Source organism: Sphaerochaeta associata, from assembly GCF_022869165.1.
GTDB lineage: Bacteria > Spirochaetota > Spirochaetia > Sphaerochaetales > Sphaerochaetaceae > Sphaerochaeta > Sphaerochaeta associata.
Window position 1 is genome coordinate 2,029,446 of the sequence record NZ_CP094929.1, and the last position, 19,294, is coordinate 2,048,739.

General features: G+C 52.0%; 18 protein-coding genes. 10 read left to right on the forward strand and 8 right to left on the reverse strand.

The genetic code is table 11. The annotated features are described in order from the left end of the window. The first annotated feature begins 30 nt into the window (after positions 1 to 30). Positions 31 to 1,860 (forward strand): ATP-binding protein, encoded by a 1,830-nt coding sequence (locus tag MUG09_RS09390; protein ID WP_244771164.1) that lies wholly within the window; start codon positions 31 to 33, stop codon positions 1,858 to 1,860. A gap of 4 nt (positions 1,861 to 1,864) precedes the next feature. On the opposite strand, the gene phoU is transcribed toward MUG09_RS09390, so the two are convergent. From phoU to MUG09_RS09415, 5 genes are all read right to left on the reverse strand, one after another. After that, the gene (gene phoU / locus MUG09_RS09395; RefSeq protein ID WP_244771165.1) at positions 1,865 to 2,563 is read right to left on the reverse strand and encodes a phosphate signaling complex protein PhoU; all 699 of its coding nucleotides are present in this window, start codon (positions 2,561 to 2,563) and stop codon (positions 1,865 to 1,867) included. Between the two features lie 16 nt (positions 2,564 to 2,579). Then, positions 2,580 to 3,410 (reverse strand): phosphate ABC transporter ATP-binding protein PstB, encoded by an 831-nt coding sequence (gene pstB, locus MUG09_RS09400; RefSeq protein WP_244771166.1) that lies wholly within the window; start codon positions 3,408 to 3,410, stop codon positions 2,580 to 2,582. Beyond that, positions 3,407 to 4,666: a phosphate ABC transporter permease PstA gene (gene pstA / locus MUG09_RS09405; RefSeq protein ID WP_244771167.1), complete on the reverse strand. Its 1,260-nt coding sequence runs from the start codon at positions 4,664 to 4,666 to the stop codon at positions 3,407 to 3,409. The genes pstB and pstA overlap by 4 nt, the downstream gene beginning before the upstream one ends. A 1-nt stretch (position 4,667) precedes the next feature. After that, positions 4,668 to 5,582 (reverse strand): phosphate ABC transporter permease subunit PstC, encoded by a 915-nt coding sequence (gene pstC, locus MUG09_RS09410; protein ID WP_244771168.1) that lies wholly within the window; start codon positions 5,580 to 5,582, stop codon positions 4,668 to 4,670. A gap of 70 nt (positions 5,583 to 5,652) precedes the next feature. Further along, entirely contained in the window at positions 5,653 to 6,654 is a 1,002-nt protein-coding gene (locus MUG09_RS09415; protein WP_244771169.1) for a PstS family phosphate ABC transporter substrate-binding protein, read from the reverse strand. 144 nt (positions 6,655 to 6,798) lie between these two features. Between MUG09_RS09415 and MUG09_RS09420 the strand changes: the two genes are divergently transcribed. The 3 genes from MUG09_RS09420 (at position 6,799) to MUG09_RS09430 (ending at position 8,971) form a co-directional block, all read left to right on the forward strand. Then, positions 6,799 to 7,176, forward strand: coding sequence for a desulfoferrodoxin family protein (locus MUG09_RS09420; protein WP_244771170.1), 378 nt, complete (start codon positions 6,799 to 6,801; stop codon positions 7,174 to 7,176). Continuing rightward, complete coding sequence (locus MUG09_RS09425) at positions 7,133 to 7,684, forward strand: cysteine hydrolase family protein (RefSeq protein ID WP_244771171.1); 552 nt, start codon at positions 7,133 to 7,135, stop codon at positions 7,682 to 7,684. Before MUG09_RS09420 ends, MUG09_RS09425 begins: the two co-directional genes overlap by 44 nt. An 84-nt stretch (positions 7,685 to 7,768) precedes the next feature. Further along, positions 7,769 to 8,971 (forward strand): nucleoside-diphosphate kinase, encoded by a 1,203-nt coding sequence (locus MUG09_RS09430; RefSeq protein ID WP_244771172.1) that lies wholly within the window; start codon positions 7,769 to 7,771, stop codon positions 8,969 to 8,971. Here the strand turns inward: MUG09_RS09430 and MUG09_RS09435 are convergent. Continuing rightward, complete coding sequence (locus MUG09_RS09435; protein ID WP_244771173.1) at positions 8,946 to 10,043, reverse strand: PAS domain-containing protein; 1,098 nt, start codon at positions 10,041 to 10,043, stop codon at positions 8,946 to 8,948. The genes MUG09_RS09430 and MUG09_RS09435 overlap by 26 nt on opposite strands. 199 nt (positions 10,044 to 10,242) lie before the next feature. Here MUG09_RS09435 and MUG09_RS09440 point away from each other — a divergent pair, with 199 nt between their 5' ends. The 4 genes from MUG09_RS09440 to MUG09_RS09455 all read left to right on the forward strand — a co-directional run bounded on the left by MUG09_RS09440 (position 10,243) and on the right by MUG09_RS09455 (position 13,161). Continuing rightward, positions 10,243 to 11,076, forward strand: a complete 834-nt coding sequence (locus tag MUG09_RS09440) for an LCCL domain-containing protein (RefSeq protein ID WP_244771174.1) — start codon at positions 10,243 to 10,245, stop codon at positions 11,074 to 11,076. Between the two features lie 94 nt (positions 11,077 to 11,170). Continuing rightward, a complete protein-coding gene (locus MUG09_RS09445) occupies positions 11,171 to 11,920 on the forward strand; it encodes a CPBP family glutamic-type intramembrane protease (RefSeq protein WP_244771175.1) in 750 nt (249 codons plus the stop codon). Positions 11,921 to 11,923: 3 nt separating this feature from the next. After that, positions 11,924 to 12,871, forward strand: a complete 948-nt coding sequence (locus MUG09_RS09450; protein ID WP_244771176.1) for an alpha/beta hydrolase fold domain-containing protein — start codon at positions 11,924 to 11,926, stop codon at positions 12,869 to 12,871. Continuing rightward, positions 12,868 to 13,161: a hypothetical protein gene (locus tag MUG09_RS09455; RefSeq protein WP_244771177.1), complete on the forward strand. Its 294-nt coding sequence runs from the start codon at positions 12,868 to 12,870 to the stop codon at positions 13,159 to 13,161. The genes MUG09_RS09450 and MUG09_RS09455 overlap by 4 nt, the downstream gene beginning before the upstream one ends. Here MUG09_RS09455 and MUG09_RS09460 read toward each other — a convergent pair. Next, positions 13,133 to 15,277: a putative bifunctional diguanylate cyclase/phosphodiesterase gene (locus MUG09_RS09460; protein WP_244771178.1), complete on the reverse strand. Its 2,145-nt coding sequence runs from the start codon at positions 15,275 to 15,277 to the stop codon at positions 13,133 to 13,135. The genes MUG09_RS09455 and MUG09_RS09460 overlap by 29 nt on opposite strands. Positions 15,278 to 15,480: 203 nt before the next feature. On the opposite strand from MUG09_RS09460, the gene MUG09_RS09465 reads away from it, so the two are divergent. Next, entirely contained in the window at positions 15,481 to 16,362 is an 882-nt protein-coding gene (locus MUG09_RS09465) for an AEC family transporter (protein WP_244771179.1), read from the forward strand. On the opposite strand, the gene MUG09_RS09470 is transcribed toward MUG09_RS09465, so the two are convergent. Continuing rightward, entirely contained in the window at positions 16,359 to 17,891 is a 1,533-nt protein-coding gene (locus MUG09_RS09470) for a 4Fe-4S binding protein (protein WP_244771180.1), read from the reverse strand. The two genes, MUG09_RS09465 and MUG09_RS09470, sit on opposite strands and share 4 nt — an antisense overlap. A gap of 120 nt (positions 17,892 to 18,011) precedes the next feature. Here MUG09_RS09470 and MUG09_RS09475 point away from each other — a divergent pair, with 120 nt between their 5' ends. Further along, complete coding sequence (locus MUG09_RS09475; protein WP_244771181.1) at positions 18,012 to 19,232, forward strand: serpin family protein; 1,221 nt, start codon at positions 18,012 to 18,014, stop codon at positions 19,230 to 19,232. Positions 19,233 to 19,294 lie beyond the last annotated feature (62 nt).

Genomic DNA, 19,294 nt, shown 5'->3' on the forward strand with positions numbered 1-19,294 from the left:
GTATCCTTACGTTGCCAGGGAGTTGGTACCATGAAATTCTCAAGCATCCGTTCTAATTTGCTTGTCTCTTCCCTTCTCATCCTCACCTTAAGCCTCGCCCTCAGCTACAGTCTCTCCAACCGTGCTTTCAGTGCAGCCCTTCATGAATCCACCTATGCAGAGCTGGAGGAAAATGCCGAATATCTATCCAATTTGACAGCACAATACACAAAACCATGGTTAGAAGGCCACTTCGATGCATATGCGCAGTCCACGGCAACCAGAATCACCTTGATCGCAAAGGACGGACATGTACTATTCGATTCGGAGTACGAAATCGCAGAGCTGGACAACCACCTCTGGAGAAAGGAAGTGCAACAGGCGCTGACGGCGGGAAGTGCATACAGTGAGCGTTCGAGCACCACCGAAAATCTTCCAGTCCTCTATTATGCACGTTCAATACAAGACCATCCCTCCATCGCCGTTCTGAGGGTTTCCAAAACACTGAACCAGCTTGGCGGATATAGAAAAACGTATCAGCGTATGTTTTTAGGGAATCTGGCGGTTCTTGTTTTACTTCTGCTCTGCATAACCACCATATCGATCATGCTGCTGACCAAACCACTGAAGAAAATTCAAGCCCTGGCCAAGCAGTACGCCCAAGGCAGTTTGAACGAACGTCTTTCGATCCAACGCCCAAGGGAGATGGCCGACCTGGCTTCATCACTGCAGCACATGGCCTCCTTGCTTCAGACCAATCGTGAACGCCTTGAAACCTCTCACAACCGTCTTCAAACCATTATGGACAACCTGCACGAGGGAATACTCCTGCTCGACCCAACCCTCACTATTGAAGTGGCGAACATGGAGGCGGCCAAGCTCCTTGGAGGCGACCCGACGGGGTACAGGCTTGGTGAAGTGGTGGCATCCTCGGCGGTGCTTGCAGCCTGCAACGCGTGCAAGGACGAGGGAACCACCACCTCGCTGACCGTCTCCCAGTTCAAGCATCTCTATGGGGAAAGTGCCGTCCTGGTTGGCAGACGCAAAGCAAAAACACTCAGATTCCTCTGTACGCCGCTTTCAACCGCCCGTACTACAACCAGATCGTTGGTGGTTTCAATCCAGGATATGACTGAACTGACACGGCTGGAGCAGATACGCAAGGATTTTGTGGCGAATGTCTCCCATGAACTGAAAACACCCATCACCTCGATAACCGGTTTCTCCGAAGCCCTGCTGCAGGCAAAGACGGATCAGGAGTACCAACGCTTCGCCCAGGTAATCCACAGGCAGGCAGGCAATATGAAACGCATCGTCGACGACCTGCTGCTGCTCTCCAGCCTCGAACAGGCCAATGCCCATCCCACTATGGCTTGGACCAGAATAGAACAAATCATCGAAGAGACGGTACAGAGCTGCAACTACCGGTTCGAAGAGAAGCATAGCACCCTTTCAACACAGATTGACAACCCCTTGGGCTATGAGCTTTTGTGCAGCGGCATGCTCCTTACCCAGGCATTGACGAACCTCGTCATCAATGCGTTGACGTACTCACCCGAGCACTCCCATGTCCTGCTCGCCTGCCAAGTGGATGATATGTCAGCCACCTTCTCCGTCAAGGATGAAGGCATCGGGATTCCTCTTGAAGACCAAGAGCGTATTTTTGAGCGTTTTTACCGTGTGGATACTGCCAGAAGCCGTAGCCAGGGAGGCACCGGTCTTGGTCTTTCCATCGTCAAGCACATCACCGCTTTACACCATGGCAACATCGAGGTTCACAGTGAAACGGGAAAAGGCAGCCTCTTCATCATGAGGCTGCCCCGCAGCGGCTCCGAGCTCCCCCGGTTGGAGGAGCGCAGCGAATCGTTGTATCGCAAATAGCCCGTCAGACTCGAGGAATGGCTGGATTCTGCAACTTCGGTCCGTTGAGCTTGGGCCGTTGGCCTTTCTCCATATACACTATCCAACGGCAGATGGTCGTCACATGATCGCCTAGGCGCTCCATCTCCTTGGTCAGGTAGTGGAGGTTGAGAATGCGTTCCATCTCCTGCTCTGTTTCCGGCTTCAATGCATACAGGTCGCGATTCAACTCATCGCGCAATCGATCCATCTGGTCGTCCATCGCAGCAACCTCAATGGCTTTCTCCGCCTTGACGTCGATGAAGGCTTCCACTGCACGACGGGTCATTGTTGCTCCCAGCAGGGCCATTTCGCTGATCCGTTGGACAAACGGGGCGAATCTGGGAAAATCTTCTCCACGTGTCATTTTTGCCATGTGTGCGGCATGGTCTCCCATTCGCTCCAGACTGGACACAATCTTCATACCGGCGATGATATGGCGCATGTAATGCCCGTAGGGAGCCTCGCTGATAAGCAGGCGCACCCCGTCGTTTTCCACCATCTCCTGCAGCTGGTCGATGAACCAGTCGTTGGCGATGACCTTCTTGGCCAACTCCTCGTCATGGTTGCTGAATGCCGCATGAGCCAAAAGGATCGACTCCTCAACCCTATTGACCATCTGAATCAACAGCTCCTGGAAAAACCGCATTTTCTCATCAAGCATGCTGGTATGTTTCTCATCCATTTCAAACCTCCTACGATCAACCGAATTTACCCGATATATACTCTTCCGTCTTTTTGTGCACCGGATTGAGGAACAGCTGCTCGGTCTGTTCATACTCCTCTAGATACCCTGTCCTGTTCGCATCCACCATGAAGAAAGCGGTGTAGTCGGAGACCCGGCTGGCTTGCCCCATGTTATGGGTGACGATGACAATCGTATAGGCTTGCTTCAACTCCAGGATGAGTTCCTCAATCCTGGAAGTGGCGATCGGGTCCAATGCCGAAGCCGGTTCATCCATCAGTATCACCTGTGGTTGCACTGCAATGGTCCGCGCAATGCAGAGCCGCTGCTGCTGACCTCCGCTCAGGCGCAGGGCATTCTGCTTGAGCTTGTCCTTCACCTCATCCCATAAGGCTGCAGAACGAAGACTGGTCTCCACCAGCTCATCGTAATCTCCCTTGTACCCATTCACCCGAGCCCCCCAGGCGATGTTCTCATAGATGGATTTGGGGAAAGGGTTTGGTTTTTGGAACACCATGCCGATGCGTCGCCTGATCAGTACAGGGTCAACATCCTTGCTGTACAGGTCCTCGTTATTGAAGAGCACCTTTCCTTCAAGGGTTGCACCGCGGATGAGATCGTTCATACGATTGATGCTCCTGAGCACCGTACTCTTGCCGCATCCCGAAGGCCCTATGAAGGCTGTAACCTTATGTTCGTAGATATCCATGCTCGCATCCTTCACTGCATGGAAGGTTCCGTAACGGATGTTGACATCCTGCAACCGTATGATTGTTCTGGCAGGTTCCGCGATGCTCTGCGTGGGGAATGCCGTCAGCAGGTTCTCTGCCAAGTTGGTAGTATTCATGCTTCCATCCTTTTCTTTTTGGATAGTCTGTCTCGTATGATTATTGCGCTGCTGTTGAGAATCATCAGCAGGATCATGAGGGCGATGATTGCAGCGCCCGCCACATTGCGATACGCCCCTTGTGGTCGGGCCGACCATTGGTAGATCTGTATTGGCAGGGTCGTAAATTTTGAGAAAATGCCCGATGGATCGACACTGATGAAGGTCGAGGCACCGATTACCACTAAGGGAGCGGTCTCTCCAAGCGCCCTGGAGAGTGCAAGAATCGTCCCGGTGAGAATCCTGTCGATGGACACCGGCAATACCTGGCCCCAGGTGGTCTGCCACTTGGTCGCCCCGATGCCGTAGCTGGACATTCGCAGCGAGTCGGGTACCGCCTTGAGGGCTTCCTGAGTGTTTATGATGATGATGGGAAGCACCAAAAGTCCCAACGTCAAGCCGCCGCTGAGGATGGTTCTTCCATTGGCGGTCGTATCGACGGTTGTTGAAAACACCGAACCGCTGGTCAGCCCTTCCATGGCCCGCACAAAGACCGCCAAACCCAGAAGACCGTAAATGATCGAGGGTACGGCACTGAGATTGAAGATATTGAGTTGCAACAGCCTGGAGAGCCTGTTGGGCTTGGCGTACTCCTGCAGGTAGATTGCCGAACCCACTCCGATTGGAAAGGCAAACAGGAAGGTGATGAGTATAATCCACAGCGAGCCCAACAGTGCAGTTCGAATACCTGCATAGAGCGGGTTCGCACTCTGATCGGCGAACAAAAAGTCGAATGTGAGCCAATTCTTGAACGTTAAAACGGCCTGATCCTGCTCCTGCAGGTACATCTCTATTTCGTCTTGGTTCGTCAAGGACTCCCAAAGGCCCCAGGTCCTGAGCACACTAGGCTTGACAACATACTGCTCGAGAAGTGCAGTGAGATCCTTATCACTACGATCGGCGATGGGCTTTTCATACTCCACCCTTCTGAGGATTCCGCTTGAAAGCCGACTTCTTGCTGTCTCCTCCAACTGAAGGCGGGAAAACTCTGAAAGATGCTGCCTGCCCTCCACAAGCGATGAAGGTTCAACCTCGTATGCAAGGGCGGCATATCCGAAGGTTGAATCGATGATTGAAAACAACAAGAGAACCAGGAAGAGGATTGCCAGGGAGGTGGCCAGCAAAAACACCGCCTGCCAAATCAATGAAACCTTCCTTCGTTTCTCCATCAAGGAGAGGACGTTCTCTTCACTGCCGAATGCCAGGGAACTTTGCATATTATTCATACTCCTGATGAAAGATGGTGGAAACCTTTCTCGATACCAGATTCAAGGTGAAGGTGATGAGAAAGAGCACCAATCCAAGCGCAAAAATACTGTTGTAATCAACAGAATTGTAACTTACATCCCCTCCGCTGATTCGCACGATGTAGCCGGTGATAGTCTCGGCGGCCTTGAAGGGATTGGCTGTCAGCTTCGGCCCGGCACCGGCAGCAAGAGCCACTACCATCGTCTCTCCGATGGCACGTGAAAGAGCCAGCAAAAAGGTTGCAGAGAGCCCGCTGAGCGCCGCCGGGATGACCACCTTGAAGGTGGTTTCTATCTTTGTACCACCCAGGGCGTAGGCCGCCAGGCGAAGCTCCTTGGGCACCGAGCTGATTGCATCCTCGGCCATGGTGGCGATCATGGGAAGGACAAGAATGCCGATGACCAGGCCAGCCGACGCTGTATTGTAGATTTCCACCCGGCTTTGGCCGAACAGCGACCGTAAAAGGGGTGTCATGAAGGTCAGGGCGAAGTAGCCGTATACAATGGTCGGGATGCCTGCGAGAACTTCCAGGGTAGGCTTGAGGATTCCACGCATGCGGTCGTTTGCATATTCGGCCAGATAAATAGCGACAAACAAGCCGACGGGAATGCCGAGCAGCATTGCGATGATGCTGGTGGTGAACGTTGCGTTGAGCAAAGGGAGAAAGCCGAATTGATCGATCATCGGCTGCCAATCCCTGCCGGTCAAAAATCCGACCAGGTTGACCTTCGGGTCGGAAAAGAACAGAAAGGATTCCCTGGTTAAAATTACAACGATGCCCACGGTGATGAGCATGGAAAACAGGGCGAAGAGAAACATGACCGATTCAATGATCCGTTCATGCAATCGATGTTTCTTTCCAAATTGAGGAGTATCTATCAGCATAGGTGCAACATCCTTTTAAAGAAGGCCGCAGGCCGCTTGAGGCGGCCTTGGACCTAGTGGGAATAATCGCTCAGTACGTACCGTTCATCGCCTTAAGCCATGCCTGGCGGCCTTTCTCAAGTTCGTCTTCGTTGGCGGGGAAGTACCCCACCCCGATGACCTCTTCATTCACATAACTGAGGTAGAAGTCGATGAAAGCGGCAACCTGGGGTTTGGTTCTCATGATCTGCTCGTCACTGTAGATGTACAGCGGCCTTGCCAAGGGGTAGGTTCCGTTGTCCACGTTGGCCTTGCTTGCTTCCACTCCATTGATGGAGAGGATGGTAAGGCTGTCTGCATTCTCAGCGTAGTAGGCATATCCGAAGAATCCGACTGCATAGGGAGATCCCTTGATGCCCTGGACCAGAATGTTGTCATCCTCGCTGAGCTGCAGATTCTGCGCTGAAAGCATCGGCTGGGGATTGTTCTTGAAAACTTCTTCGCTGAAGTAGTCGAACGTACCACTGTCGGTGCCGGGGATGAAACGCTGGATTTTCTCTTTCGGCCAGGCGGGATTGATTTCAGACCAAGTGGAAGCCGTGCTGAACAGCTTTGCAAGCTCGTCCTTGGTCAGATTCTTTGCAAACGTATTTTGGTTGCTCACGACCACTGCAAGAGCATCGGTGCCAACGCGGAACTCGATGGGATTACGGCCTATTTGCTTGGCCGCCTCGATTTCCTTGGCCTTTATGGCACGGCTGGCATTGGCTATATCGGTCTCTCCTGCAACAGTGAACCGTTCAAAACCTGCACCGCTGCCGATCGAGTCGATGGTGATTACTCCACTGTATCCTTCCTGCTTGAAACGCTCGGCCATCCGTTCCGACAACGGATATACGGTGGAACTTCCGGCGGTGATGATATTTCCGCTGACCTTCAGCGGGTTGACACCAGGCAGACCTGCGACGCCCCCGTCCTCAACCCATGAGAAAGTGTTTTTCTGCACCGGCTCAGGTTCTTTTGCTCCTCCTGCAAAAACAGGAAGCGTCATCATAACAAACGATGCGAGTATTGCTGCAAGTAATTTCTTCATTGTTTCCTCCATATTAGGAACTGTGATGGCTACAGCGTAGGGACCAAATATGAGAAAAGTATGCAAAGGGTATGAAGAAAGCATTGAATGTGAAAAACAGCTCACCCCCTTTTCTCTTTCGCCCAACCTCAGTACCTTATAGGCATGGCAAAGAAACTTCTTTTTTATCGCTGTCCTGTTTGTCACTCAATGGTGGAGCTCATCGATAACGGTGGGCACTCGCTGACCTGTTGCGCTCAAAGCATGCAACTTCTTACGGCAAAAACGGAAGATCAAGCCGACGAGTATCACCTGCCAGTCATTACACGTCGGGACGGTCTCTTGTATGTCGAGGTGGGTAAAAAACCCCATCCGCAGAGTGAGGACCATCAAATCACCTGCATCGTCCTGGTAACAAAGCAAACGGTCAGGAGAAGCGACATCAAGAGCAATCGAGCGGCTGCTACGGTATTCACCGATAAGGATCATGGAGATGTATATGCCTACTGCAATGTCCACGGACTCTTCAAAGTCTCATTCTGATTCTCTGCTTGTCATCATCGACATGCAACAGGATTTCGTCACCGGCAGCCTCGGCAGCAAGGAAGCGCAGTTGGTTGTCGACAGAATCGCGGCCAAGATCCAGAGCCATCAAGGTCCGCTCGCCTACACCTTGGATACCCATCAAAGCGACTACCTTGCAACCAACGAGGGCCGGCATCTGCCGGTCGAGCACTGCATAAAGGGAGAAGAGGGACACCATTTGGTGCCCGCACTCAAGCCGTTGCTCGAACATGCCCGTTGTTTTGAGAAACCAACCTTTGGGTCAGTCGAACTTGCCGGCTGGATTGCCTCGCAATCAAACCTCGACCGGGTTGAATTGGCCGGTGTCTGCACCGACATCTGCGTTGTTTCCAATGCCTTGCTGATTAAGGCTTTCCAACCCGAGCTGACGGTGCTGGTGGATGGGGCGTGCTGCGCCGGAACCAGTATACAGGCTCATAAGGCTGCACTTGAGACGATGAGGTCCTGCCAAATAGAAGTATTTTAGTCCCTTTTCCCATAACCCGATGGACAAAACCACCACCGGCCTTGTAGGATACGACGTACAGACATCCATAGAAGGAGGCTGCTCATGGAACAGTCCTTATCGTATGTTCTGGTGACACCCTACACGGTAGCGAAAAGTAGAACCGGCGGGGTACTCTCCAGACTCCTCTCCCGCATTTCCCTGGAACTCGTTGGGGCCCAGATGGTCGCAATGGATCAACACATCGCCGGAGCGTTTGCATCAATCATCAAGAATAGAAAGAAAGTTGAAGGTTTCAAGATATCCGATCTACTCTCTGACTATATCCAGCAGAGCATGGGTCCATCACTTGGTGTACGTCACCGCTCGCTGCTTTTGTTGTTCCGTGGTGAGAATCCTTGCGAACAACTTGCGACGGTAGTCGGATCCTTTCAGAAAGAGACCGGAAGTGTTGAGACGGTCATCGGTGAATCAATCCGCGATACCTATGCCGACCTGATTTTCACCGACGAAAGCCAGGAGAAAATCAGATACTTCGAACCTGCCGTCATCACCGCCCAGACTCAGGGTGAAGCGGATGAAACCCTTGCCCTTTTCATGCCTTGGCTTGCAAAAGAGAGCAATATCGTGATCAACAGACCACCGGAGTACTATGCCGATGTCCAGCGTACACTGGTCATCATCAAACCGGACAACTGGAAGTATGCGTCGAGCAGACCGGGAATGATCATCGACATGTTCAGTCGCAGCGGCTTGAGAATCGTCGGCATCAAGGTCCTCAAAATGTCTGTTTCACAGGCACTGCAGTTCTACGGCCCCACAAAAGAAGGTCTGAAGGCCAAGCTTGCCCCGATTTACGGCATGCAGGCGCGGGAATTGCTTGAGCATGAGTTCAATGTACACCTTGATGTCCAGATGCAGGATATGCTGACCACCAGCTTCGGAGACAAGTACTCCGAGGAGCAGTTCGAACGCATTGTCGAGTTCATGGCGGGCCTGAAGCCCAGCGATTGCAAAGCCGAGGATCTCGAAAAGCCCGGTTTGGTCAAGTGCATGGTTCTCGTCTATGAAGGCAAGGACGCTGTACAGAAGATTCGTACAATCCTGGGTGCAACCGATCCGAACAAGGCTGCAGCAGGCACGATCAGGCGCGAGTTCGGCTCCAACATCCGTGTCAATGCCGCTCATGCCAGCGATTCACCGGAAAATGCCATTCGCGAAATGGGTGTGCTCAAGGCACAAGAGAACACCTGTTGCACACTGCTCGCCGAATATTTCGATTCTAAAGCAACCGCTTCTCGCCGCTAAGAGACCTGAGATGTGTTGCATCCTGGGTAACTTCCATACACCCCAGGTACCGACCATCAGTACTACGCACTGCGTAGTACTGGATGTGGATGAACTTCCCTCTCATCATCAAATAAAATTCAGCCGAATCCTCCCTTCCTTCCTTGAAGGAGTCGAGGATGGCTTGGACGGTGCCCACACTCTTGGGAGGGTGGCAGTTTTGTACAAGGCGCCCGATGACTTCTGGAGTACGTACAAAAATGCGATGGGGAGGGTCTGAATAGAACTTCAGACGGTCATCGCTGCCGATGAAAGCGATATCAAACGGCAAAACCGAGAAAATGCGTTCCAATTCTTGTTGCGACAAGGAACCGGTCCTGCTTACAAAATTGTTGAGTTGCAGAGACTCTTTTGGGGCATCTTTCTGTGTGGCAAGAGCCCGGTATGCGACTGGAAGCAGTATATACTGTTCCCGATAACTCAATACTCCTACCTGTACATAAAACTGCCCGAAGACCTTCCAAAGCTTGCCAAGGTCCTTTCCATCGTAGGCAAGCACCTCTTTCTGCAACCCAAGGGCCGTGTCCTGGATGGACCACATCAACTTGACACAGCTGTGCTCGGTGCTCGCCTTCTCAAAGAGCGGGAACAGTTCATTCTGCTTCCGTTCATAATGATCTTGAATCTGGGTGAAAGAGGCTGTGCGTTCAAGCAGAGGCGAAAGGTCGGTGCTCTTTTTACTCTGCAGATCCTTTGCGAGAAGCTGCAACGCCTCCATGGAATGCACAATCAACTGGTTTTCCTCATCCAAAGCAGCGAACAACGAGTCCTTTGGATAAACCTCAAGCTTCTGGCTTTCCAAACCTTTGCCGATGGAACGAATGAAACGAGCGACTGCGACTGTGTGCACCGTTACATCGGAGGCTTGGGAAAGTACCGATTCCAATGCACTGTTGGCCTCGAAAGCAGTGGCGCTCTCCAACACCGGCGCATACTTCAGATATGTTTGCTTATCCGTTGTGCCGGTACAAAGAAGTCCCAAATACTGTTTCAGTTGTTCAAGTCGTCCATCGCTGTTGTGTATCAGTTCCATCATTTCTCTCCTGGGACAAGTGTGATGCAAACCGACCTTTCTATCAAGGACAATTGTTGAAATTGCGCAGTTGCCACTCTTTCGGATTTGGAATTTGCAGAGTATGCTGATACCGTCAGTAGCAATTGTCGGGGTTTGGTACAAAAAGTCCCTGCATCGTGAATTGTGCTATGCCCTGCATCAACGTAAGGGGGTAGGAATGAAAACATGTGCATTGAGGGTGATGAGCATTCTTTTGCTCATCGGTCTGTTCATCGGCTGTACGTCCGGAGGGTTTGAAATCGGTCCGGGAGGACCAAATCTGCATTTGGAATTTTCCAAGGAGGCGAGCCAAGATGAGCCCGAGATGGTTGAAGAGGAGGAAGAAGCCTCTCCAACGCAAACGGTCAAGGGCGAACGGCCTTCACTGGCAGCCTGGGATCAGAACCCGGAAGCCTTCACCCATATCATCGGGGACCGGGTTACGCTTGAACTTCCCCCCAACGGATTCGAAGGCAGCATCTGGGGATTGGGAGAATACACCACCGACAGCAGCATCGGCACCGCAGCAGTACACATGGGCTTGATCACATTCCAAAAAGGTGGTGCGGTAACCATAGAAATCACCGATGGGCGTACCCATTACGGCGGTTTGCTTCGCAACGGAGTGGTATCGAGCAGCTATGAGTCGTGGCCTTTGAGCTTTGTGTTTGTTGATGAGCAGGGTCGTCACATCACCTTGGAGGCAACCGGTGGAGTTTCGATAGAGTGGTCCACTTCCATCCGAGAGCTCGGACTGGAAACCGCTGAACGAATGAAAGTCACCCTTCCTGCCGGCGGAATCGAGAAAGAAGTCTGGGGCTCCGATCCCTATACCGGGGATACACCGATTGGAAGCGCCGCAGTCCATAAGGGCCTGCTGACCTTTGCAGGGGGAGGCACTGTCACCGTGGAGATGCTGCCGATGCGCTCATTCTTTGGCGGGTCCGAGAGAAACGGCATTGCCTCACAAGAGTATGATGCTCCCAACGATGCCTTCACGTTCGTTCGCTGATCATCCAAAATCATAGAGAGGGGGACTGCACTGCAGTCCTCTTCTCTTGCCATCGAAGGGAAGCTGGGATACAGTCAGAGCCAAGGAGAATGTCATGAAAATTCACACGAAAGCCCTGCATTTTGGATTGAAACTGCTGCCAGTCGGTGTGGTATGCAGCATCTATCTCGCCATGACGAATATCAACGCCATGCGAGTTGCCGGCGTACAAGCACCGACGGCACTCCTTATCTTTGCTTCCATCATCCAAATAGCCTTGATCTATACCTTGGTTCTTTCCTATCTGGGATACCTGCTTGCCGAGAAAACCGGACTGCTCAAGAGTTTTACCTTCAAGCGAAAAGAGAGCCTGTACACCATTCTGGTCGGCTTCGGCTGCGCCTTGGTGATGATCAGCGACTACTACATCTTTGCACCGAGAATAGCGCAGGTACAGGCGGCCTATGCCAAGGAATCCTTCACCCTCGTATCCCTGCTCTTCTCCATGCTGTATGGCGGCATCATCGAGGAGATCATGCTGAGATTCTTCTTCCTTTCGCTGCTGGTGTTCATGCTGGACTTGTTGGGAGGAAGAACCAGAGCACAGAAGCCGATTCCTGCTTGGTTCTACCTGATTGCCAACCTCATCGCCGCCTTGCTTTTCGCTCTCGGTCACCTTCCTGCAACCAAAATGGCTTTTGGCGAGATTACCTCCCTTTTGCTGATGCGCACCTTGTTGCTCAATGGGGTGTTGGGGTTTGTCTTCGGTCTCTTGTACTGGAAGAAGGGATTGCAATACGCGATGCTCGCTCATGCCCTCACCCATCTTTTCAACCAAGCGTTGCTGCGCTTCTTCATCCTCTGACCTATGGATATCCGCTCTCTCTTGCTGTTCCTTGGAATTCTGACAGCCTTTTCCATTGCTGTGAGAGTAAGGGAGAAGCGAAGTGCTTCCAGCTTCATGAGCGAGCAACTGCTCTATTTGAGAGTCCGTCAAAGCCTGGTTCCTGTCCATAAAAGTCTTGAAGAACTGGCACAAATCAGTCGCCAAAGCTATACCCTTCCCCTTGGATTGAGCCTGCTTGTCAGCGTTGAGGAGTTTACCTTCGAACATATGCAGGTCTTCAGTCTCGGCAGTGCTCAAGCTGCAAATCTTGTGTTCTTCCTGCATGGCGGCGCATATGTTGAGCAACCTACCTTTGCACACTGGATTTTTCTGGAAAGGCTGATACGCCTCTCTGGTTGTCGCATGATCGTCCCCATCTATCCCAAGGCTCCAGACCATCATGTCGATGAGGTTCTTCCCTCCCTGCTTCGTCTCTTCCTGATGCAGGAGAGTGAGCACATCACACTCATGGGCGATTCGGCGGGCGGAGGACTTGCCCTCGCTCTCGCCCAGAGTATGGATGAAAAACAAAAAAGAAGCCTCGAACACCTCATTCTCATCTCACCTTGGCTGGATATCGAGCTTACCAATCCCTCCACGTCATTCCTTCAAAAGCAAGATCCCATGCTCAGCAAAGAAGAACTGCTGCGTTATGGAAAGGCTTGGAGAGGCGACACCGATGCCAAGGATTGGCGGGTGAGTCCGCTCTTCGGCTCTCTTGCCGATCTGCCGCCGACGACCCTCTTCATCGGAACGCATGAGCTTTTCCTTGCCGATGCCCGCTCTTTCTGGAGGAAGGCAAAAGAGGAGGCGACCATGCTCGAATACCACGAGGGGAAACGCATGAATCATGACTACCCGCTCTTCCCCATCCCTGAAGCACGCCGTGCACAAAAAAGAATCGCTGCCATCATAGGAGGTCGGCCATGAAGAAATCACTGTTGGTAATTGTTCTTGTTCTTGGATTGGTTGTACTGCTTTCAGGATGTCTTGCCACTGAGACAATGACTCCCACCAGTAAGGCAGCCGGTTTCTTTCTAGGCGTCTGGCATGGTTGGATGGCTCCGATAGCACTCATTGTCCGCCTATTCAATCCCGCCGTACGCATGTTTGCCGCAAACAATGCCGGATGGTGGTATGAGTTCGGGTATTATGCGGCAATCGTAGGTGGATTCGGAACCCTCTCCTTGTTCAGGAGGAAGGGAGACGGTCATCGATAAGCAACGCCTCATATTCTGATATCTCCAAAGGATGGCTGAAGAAGTACCCTTGCACCACATCACAGCCCAGCAGCTGGAGCATCTGTGCCTGTTCACTTGTTTCGACACCCTCGGCGACGGTTGTGATGCCCAGCTGCTTTGCCATGGCGATGACGTGTTGTACGACCACCTTCCCCCGATGGTGCTCATCGGTCCCCTTGAGAAAGCCCTGGTCAAGCTTGATCACATCGATGCCCACATCCTTGAGCATGGTAAGCGATGAGTACCCGCTGCCGAAATCATCTATGGAAACCAGGAAGGAGTGGCTGCGCAGAGAGGCCAATACCAGCGACAAGTGCTTCACATCGTTGAGGAACAGACTCTCGGTCAGCTCGAATTCGATGAGTTGGTGGGAAACTCCATAGCGGTCGATCAAATCGACCAACGTACGCTCATAATGGGTATTGAAGAGGTAGGAACGCGATTGATTGACCGAGATCGGGAAAATCGGCAGTCCTTTGTTCTGCCACCCCTTGATCAGGGTGCACACCTGTTCCAGGACGAACATATCCAAGGTCACCAAGAGATTATGTTTCTCCAAAAGCGGGATGAATTGAGAGGGAGCCAAACGTCCTTTGCCTGGATGGTCCCATCGAACCAAGGCCTCGCAGCCTACCAGCCGGCGGGTTTGCAGCGAGTACTTGGGCTGGAGCACCACATAGAACTCACCGTCCTTGATTGCTTTGGCAAAGACCTTCTCAAGCTCGCTCTCCTCAAGCAGCTCTGAACGCAATACTTCATCGTAGTAAAGGCTCCCGCTCGTCTGACGCTCCTTCAAGGCTGAAAGCGCGAAGAGAGCCCTATCGATTGCTGCATTGATAGGAACCGCATTGCCTTCAATCAGGGAAATCCCGATTAAAATATCCAGTTGGAAGGGCGAAGAGCCGGGAAATGAAAAGCGCTTGAGTTCTTCGGTTATCACGCTGATTCTCCGTTCCAAGGTCTCCTTCTCCCGGTAACTGCACAAAAGAATGAACTTGTCTCCGCTCAGTCGAGCACAAACACCGTCCTTGGTGGTATAACGGGGCAGGACTTTGGAAAAATGCAGCAACATGGAATCCCCGAAGGCGTATCCGAAATGGTCGTTGATCAGTTTGAACTTGCCGATGTCAAGGATAATGACGGCGTACGGACTACGTGCCCGCCCAAGCAGCTGCGCCGCTTCTTGGACGAAATGGTTCTTGTTGGGCAGTCCGGTCAGCTCATCCTCAAACGCAAGATGCATAAGCGATTGCTCGTATACATAGTCCTTGTAGAGCAGATAGAACAGCAGTGAGAGCAACAGTAGAGAAACAAGGACGGCCATGGAGAGCGAGGCCTGCAGAATGGTCAGATAGGCCATTTCCAGCAAGCGGTCTTGGCTCTCCAGGACAAAGTACCCATTTCCATCTCCCAGCGGGATAATGGCGACAAACGATGAATCGGTTTTCATCAGCAAACTCTGCGTCATCCCTTCCGACCAAGCGGGAAACAAAGTCGCCAACGTCTTGTCCTCAAACAGCTGCTCTTCTGACTTGGACTGCCAGATAATTTCGCCGCGCTCGTTCGCCCAGATCATACGGGAAGCTTTTGCATGTTCCGGGCACTCGAGTATCGCTTGGTAGAGAATCGGGTCGAGCTTGAGTTGCAGAAGTGCCTGGTTTCCATCGGACGATAGGAATGCGAAGCGGTGAACGACGGAAAGCGCATCAACGGCGAAAGGCATCACTTCCGATGGAATATTCTCGGTGATAAGGGTGAGAGCTGCATTGTCCAAGCCTTCCACAATCTCGAGGCTTTGCTGGATCGTGAGATTTGAGAGCGAATGGGCAAGTGATGCCAGCCTGTTTTGGTCGGACGATATCTGGTAGGTGATGAGGTTTGCACACTGGCGGGCACGGCTCTCATATTGGGTCTGTTTCTCTGCATCCAGCAGGGAATACAGACGTGTATAGAAGAGAAAAAATGCCAGGATGATAATCAAGACGATAGGAAGACCCAAGAGCATGAGCCGCAAGGCAACATGAATTTTACGTTGCGTATGCACACCTTTGTTCGGCAGTGCCTTCCACGTGCTATATGAGCGGGTGCTTCGCATGATGCTCCTTACACCATCGGTGTGGGTTCAGTATATCCGAAGAGAACCGAGAATCAAGAAACCATTGAGTATGTGCATGCATTTTTTATGAGAAATCACCCTTTCGCCCTGAAAACACGCAGTAGAAACATCGGCGATTCCCATTTCTGTGAAGAGACTAAAAGAGCTTGCAAGCTTGTGCCCTTTCTCCTATAGTTGCTCCCATGATAGCCGAATCGTTTCTTCAGATGCTCCCTATACTTTTGGTCGTTCTGGGTGGATATCTTGTCAGCGGACTGTACTCCATCAAGGTGCAGGATTTAGTGAAGGTAGTCTCCGACTTCTTTCTGCCGGCGCTCATCTTCATCTCCCTGACAGAGAGCAACCTCAGCGGACAAGCGATCGCCGACATGGCAAAAGCCTCCGCAGTGGTATGCATTCTCCTGTTTGCCGCTGCGTTCCTTTGGGCCAAGCTCGCCAAAGAGGACATCCGAAGTGCAGTCCCCCCCCTGGTATTCATGAACTCGGGCTTTCTAGGCATCCCGCTGATGAAGCTCTGGGGAGGCCTGGAAGCCATGAATCTCATTCTTATCTACGATCAGGTGCAGGGGATGTTCATGTTCACCCTGGGCATCATGGTCATAACCGGAGGCTTCAGTAAAAAGAGCTTCCTCTCGATGCTCCACTCCCCCATCCTCTGGTCTGTGGCATTGGGTTTTCTCTTTCGCTTGACACCGCTTTCCATGCCGCAAAGTTTGGTGAACACCTTCACCTTCGCAGGGGAAGCGGCCTCACCTCTGGCCGCTTTCGCCCTTGGCGTCTCAATAAGAACCATACAATATACGTTCTCATGGAATCTCATCGGAGCACTTCTGCTGCGCTTTGTCGGAGGGTACCTCATCGGCTATGTTGCAGTCCTGGCTTTCGGTCTGACCGGTTTGGCAAGGACCGTGGTGCTGGTCTCAACCGCCCTGCCCTCGGCCATGTTCACCAGCATCCTGCCGCTTCGCTACGGGCTGCCCAACCAGTTCGCCAGTACCATGGTGCTGACATCCACACTGTTGGGCGTCCTGACCATCCCCCTCTCATTTGCCTTGGCAGGCTAAAGCTCCAGAATTTTTGCTTTAACTTCTGAGAAACTCAACCCTTGTCCTTCTGCAATCGCCTTGATGGCATCAGTCTTCTTCATCGGACCCAGAATGGCCTCAATGTCCTCCTGTTGATAGCCTGCAATAAGAAGATCCCCGAGGGTCGTCTTGCCGGTAAAGGTAATGGCAGCACCCTGATCCTCGGTCTTGGCGGCAGCCGGCTGGGTTGAGAGTCCTGCAGGAAGGGCTACGGCATCACGGGTGTATCGCTCGAAGTTCGGATCGGTATTCCTGCCTTCGCTGATCAACACCTCGATGGCGCTCTTGGGCAGCAATGTCGTCTCTTCCGCTTCATAGGGTATTCCTGTATAGAGAGAGACGAAGAGTCTGATTGAATCGGTTCCGACCTCCTTTCCCTCGGGAATCACCGAAGCCCACAGCGTTTCCAAATTTCCCAACCGTTCGTCCAGTGATGAGCTTTGGAACGCCTGCAAAATGACTGATTCGGGAATCGTAAAGCTTTTGAGCACATCGCGATAGGTATACGATCCTCGGATGTCGGCAGGATTTGCAAGGCCTGCAAATTCACCGCTCTTTATCAGTGCCGGCTGCTTGCTTGATGTCGTATTCCAAAAGCCCAATGCAACAGACAAGAGAATGCCTGCCACCAAGATTCCTGCAGTCAGCAATCCGATCTTGTTTGTCGACACCATAGCCTTGTCGGACTTCAACCCGGTCATCACCGTTTCAGGAACCGGACACGCACGGTCGCTGGTGCACTCCATGCAGGAAATGCACTGCGCCGAACGCACAACCGAGCCGCCTTGTACATCGATGTTCATCGGACAGGCGTGGTTGCACTTGGAGCAGCTGATGCAAGTCGGCTCGTTGCGTCTGATTTTGAAGACTCTGATTTTATTGAAAAGCCCCAAGAAGGCTCCGTAAGGGCACGCATACTTGCAGAACGGACGTTCCACAAAGAGAGAAAGCAGCACCACGATGCCCAATATAATGGTTCCTGTAAGCGAGAATTCACTGCGTAAAAAGGAGAAAAGTGCGTAATAAGGGTCATATGCCTGAAACACCAAGGTTGCCGAAACACTGGTCATCACCAGCACCCAAACCAGCACAACATAACGAAGCAATCGCAAAATCCGGTCTACCTTGTAAGGAATGAACGTATTGTAGCGACGCTTGAAAAGTTTCTTCCCGATGCGCCCCACCCACTCCTGAAAGGTTCCAAAAGGACAAATCCATCCACAGATGACCGGACCGAACAGGAGGGCAAGCAGGATGCCCAATACCCCCAGAACGACGGATGAGTCATGAATTTTCCTGACCAAAGTACCTTCGGTGATCAAATTCCATGCGCTCACCACTCCACCGAATGGACAGATTGCATGCAAAGAAGCAGTACTTGGGGTGAATGGAAGCGAAACTCCTCGTTCTGCCGCCGTTCCAAGGGAAATCACCACTACCACCCAGACAAAGAACACCAACTGCACAATCGCCCGAATCCGAACACGCTTTTTCTTCAGAGTTTTCACGTTTTACCCGCTCCTGTAGTTTGAGACTATGGCGCAAGTGTGTGAATTCTATGGAGCGTTGCTTCAGTCTCGGTAAATCATGCAGAGTATGCTACACTTTGTCTCAAACAGGAGGGCCATATGCGCACGTGCACCCTAAGTCTTCTACTGCTTCTCATCGGTTTTTCCGCGATTGCCATGCCGTTGCAGGAAGAACAAGGAACCACCCTATCGGGTGAGCAACAGACTGCATTGTTTACACAATCGGTTCAAGCATTCTCCGACAAACTCTTTTTCGCTGCCGACGTTGCCGGCCGGAATCGAATGATTTCCCCCTTGTCGGTACTGCTCGCCCTCGGCATGACCGCCAATGGATCGGTTGGAGCCACCCAACAGGAAATGCTCGCAGTCCTCACCGATTCCTCACTCACTGTCGAGGATTTGAATCAGGCGAGCCTTTCCTATCTGAAGTCGGCGGGAAAGGAGCTGAGCATCGCCAACAGCCTATGGCTCAACGACAGGATGGATCTCTCTTCGCGTTTTCTCTCCCGTGTACGGAAAAACTACCAAGCTGAAGCAAGAAATCTTGATTTTCATACACAGAAGAGCACAAAAGTCATCAACGACTGGGTCAGCGACGCAACAAGGGGAGCCATCGACGGCATTATCGATCAGGTTCAACCCGATGTGATTCTCTACCTCATCAATGCCATCAGCTTCAAGGATGCATGGAGAAATGAATTCGAGGAGCGCTCTACCCGGGATATGACATTCCATGCCAAAACAGGAGACATTCGTTCACCATTCCTCAATCAGACAAGTCATTACAGGTACCTGCACCAAAATGGAGCTTCCTATCTTTACCTGCCCTACAAGAACGAGCGGTATGCGATGACGGCGATTCTTCCTGATGAGGGCGGTGATGTGTACACATTCTTGGATACGCAAAAGAGAGCGGGCTTTTCCTCCTCCCTCTTTGCGTATCTCCAGCAGGCAGAATACGAGAACATCACCCTATCCTTTCCTAAATTCGAAAGCAATTATGCCGACGGCTTGGTCGATGAACTTCAGCGTTTGGGAATGAAGCGCTGCTTCGATGCAAGTCTGGCTGATTTCTCGGCCATGCTTGCCTCAAACAGACCGGATGCGGTCATCGACGAGGTCTTGCACAAGACATTCATCCGAGTCGATGAAACAGGAACGGAAGCCGCCGCCGTCACCGCAGTCATCATGAAGGCGACCAGCATGGCACCAACAGAAACACTGCGACTGTTGTTCGACAGGCCTTTTTTCTATGCGATTTTGGATTTGGAAAGGAACATCCCGCTCTTTATGGGAGTCCTGGACAATCCGAAACCTTGAACAAAACGTAGTTGAGAAGCGGCATTCGGTGAGGTACACTGCATACAAAGTGGAGGTACATC

Excerpts from the sequence above, each read along its gene's own strand:
- pstC (WP_244771168.1), bottom strand. The coding sequence starts at position 5,582 with ATGCTGATAGATACTCCTCAATTTGGAAAGAAACATCGATTGCATGAA.
- MUG09_RS09390 (WP_244771164.1), top strand. The coding sequence starts at position 31 with ATGAAATTCTCAAGCATCCGTTCTAATTTGCTTGTCTCTTCCCTTCTC.
- MUG09_RS09455 (WP_244771177.1), top strand. The coding sequence starts at position 12,868 with ATGAAGAAATCACTGTTGGTAATTGTTCTTGTTCTTGGATTGGTTGTA.
- pstA (WP_244771167.1), bottom strand. The coding sequence starts at position 4,666 with ATGCAAAGTTCCCTGGCATTCGGCAGTGAAGAGAACGTCCTCTCCTTG.
- MUG09_RS09440 (WP_244771174.1), top strand. The coding sequence starts at position 10,243 with ATGAAAACATGTGCATTGAGGGTGATGAGCATTCTTTTGCTCATCGGT.
- MUG09_RS09425 (WP_244771171.1), top strand. The coding sequence starts at position 7,133 with ATGCCTACTGCAATGTCCACGGACTCTTCAAAGTCTCATTCTGATTCT.
- MUG09_RS09450 (WP_244771176.1), top strand. The coding sequence starts at position 11,924 with ATGGATATCCGCTCTCTCTTGCTGTTCCTTGGAATTCTGACAGCCTTT.
- MUG09_RS09420 (WP_244771170.1), top strand. The coding sequence starts at position 6,799 with ATGGCAAAGAAACTTCTTTTTTATCGCTGTCCTGTTTGTCACTCAATG.
- MUG09_RS09445 (WP_244771175.1), top strand. The coding sequence starts at position 11,171 with ATGAAAATTCACACGAAAGCCCTGCATTTTGGATTGAAACTGCTGCCA.
- MUG09_RS09415 (WP_244771169.1), bottom strand. The coding sequence starts at position 6,654 with ATGAAGAAATTACTTGCAGCAATACTCGCATCGTTTGTTATGATGACG.
- phoU (WP_244771165.1), bottom strand. The coding sequence starts at position 2,563 with ATGGATGAGAAACATACCAGCATGCTTGATGAGAAAATGCGGTTTTTC.
- MUG09_RS09465 (WP_244771179.1), top strand. The coding sequence starts at position 15,481 with ATGATAGCCGAATCGTTTCTTCAGATGCTCCCTATACTTTTGGTCGTT.
- MUG09_RS09430 (WP_244771172.1), top strand. The coding sequence starts at position 7,769 with ATGGAACAGTCCTTATCGTATGTTCTGGTGACACCCTACACGGTAGCG.
- pstB (WP_244771166.1), bottom strand. The coding sequence starts at position 3,410 with ATGAATACTACCAACTTGGCAGAGAACCTGCTGACGGCATTCCCCACG.
- MUG09_RS09435 (WP_244771173.1), bottom strand. The coding sequence starts at position 10,043 with ATGGAACTGATACACAACAGCGATGGACGACTTGAACAACTGAAACAG.
- MUG09_RS09460 (WP_244771178.1), bottom strand. The coding sequence starts at position 15,277 with ATGCGAAGCACCCGCTCATATAGCACGTGGAAGGCACTGCCGAACAAA.
- MUG09_RS09475 (WP_244771181.1), top strand. The coding sequence starts at position 18,012 with ATGCGCACGTGCACCCTAAGTCTTCTACTGCTTCTCATCGGTTTTTCC.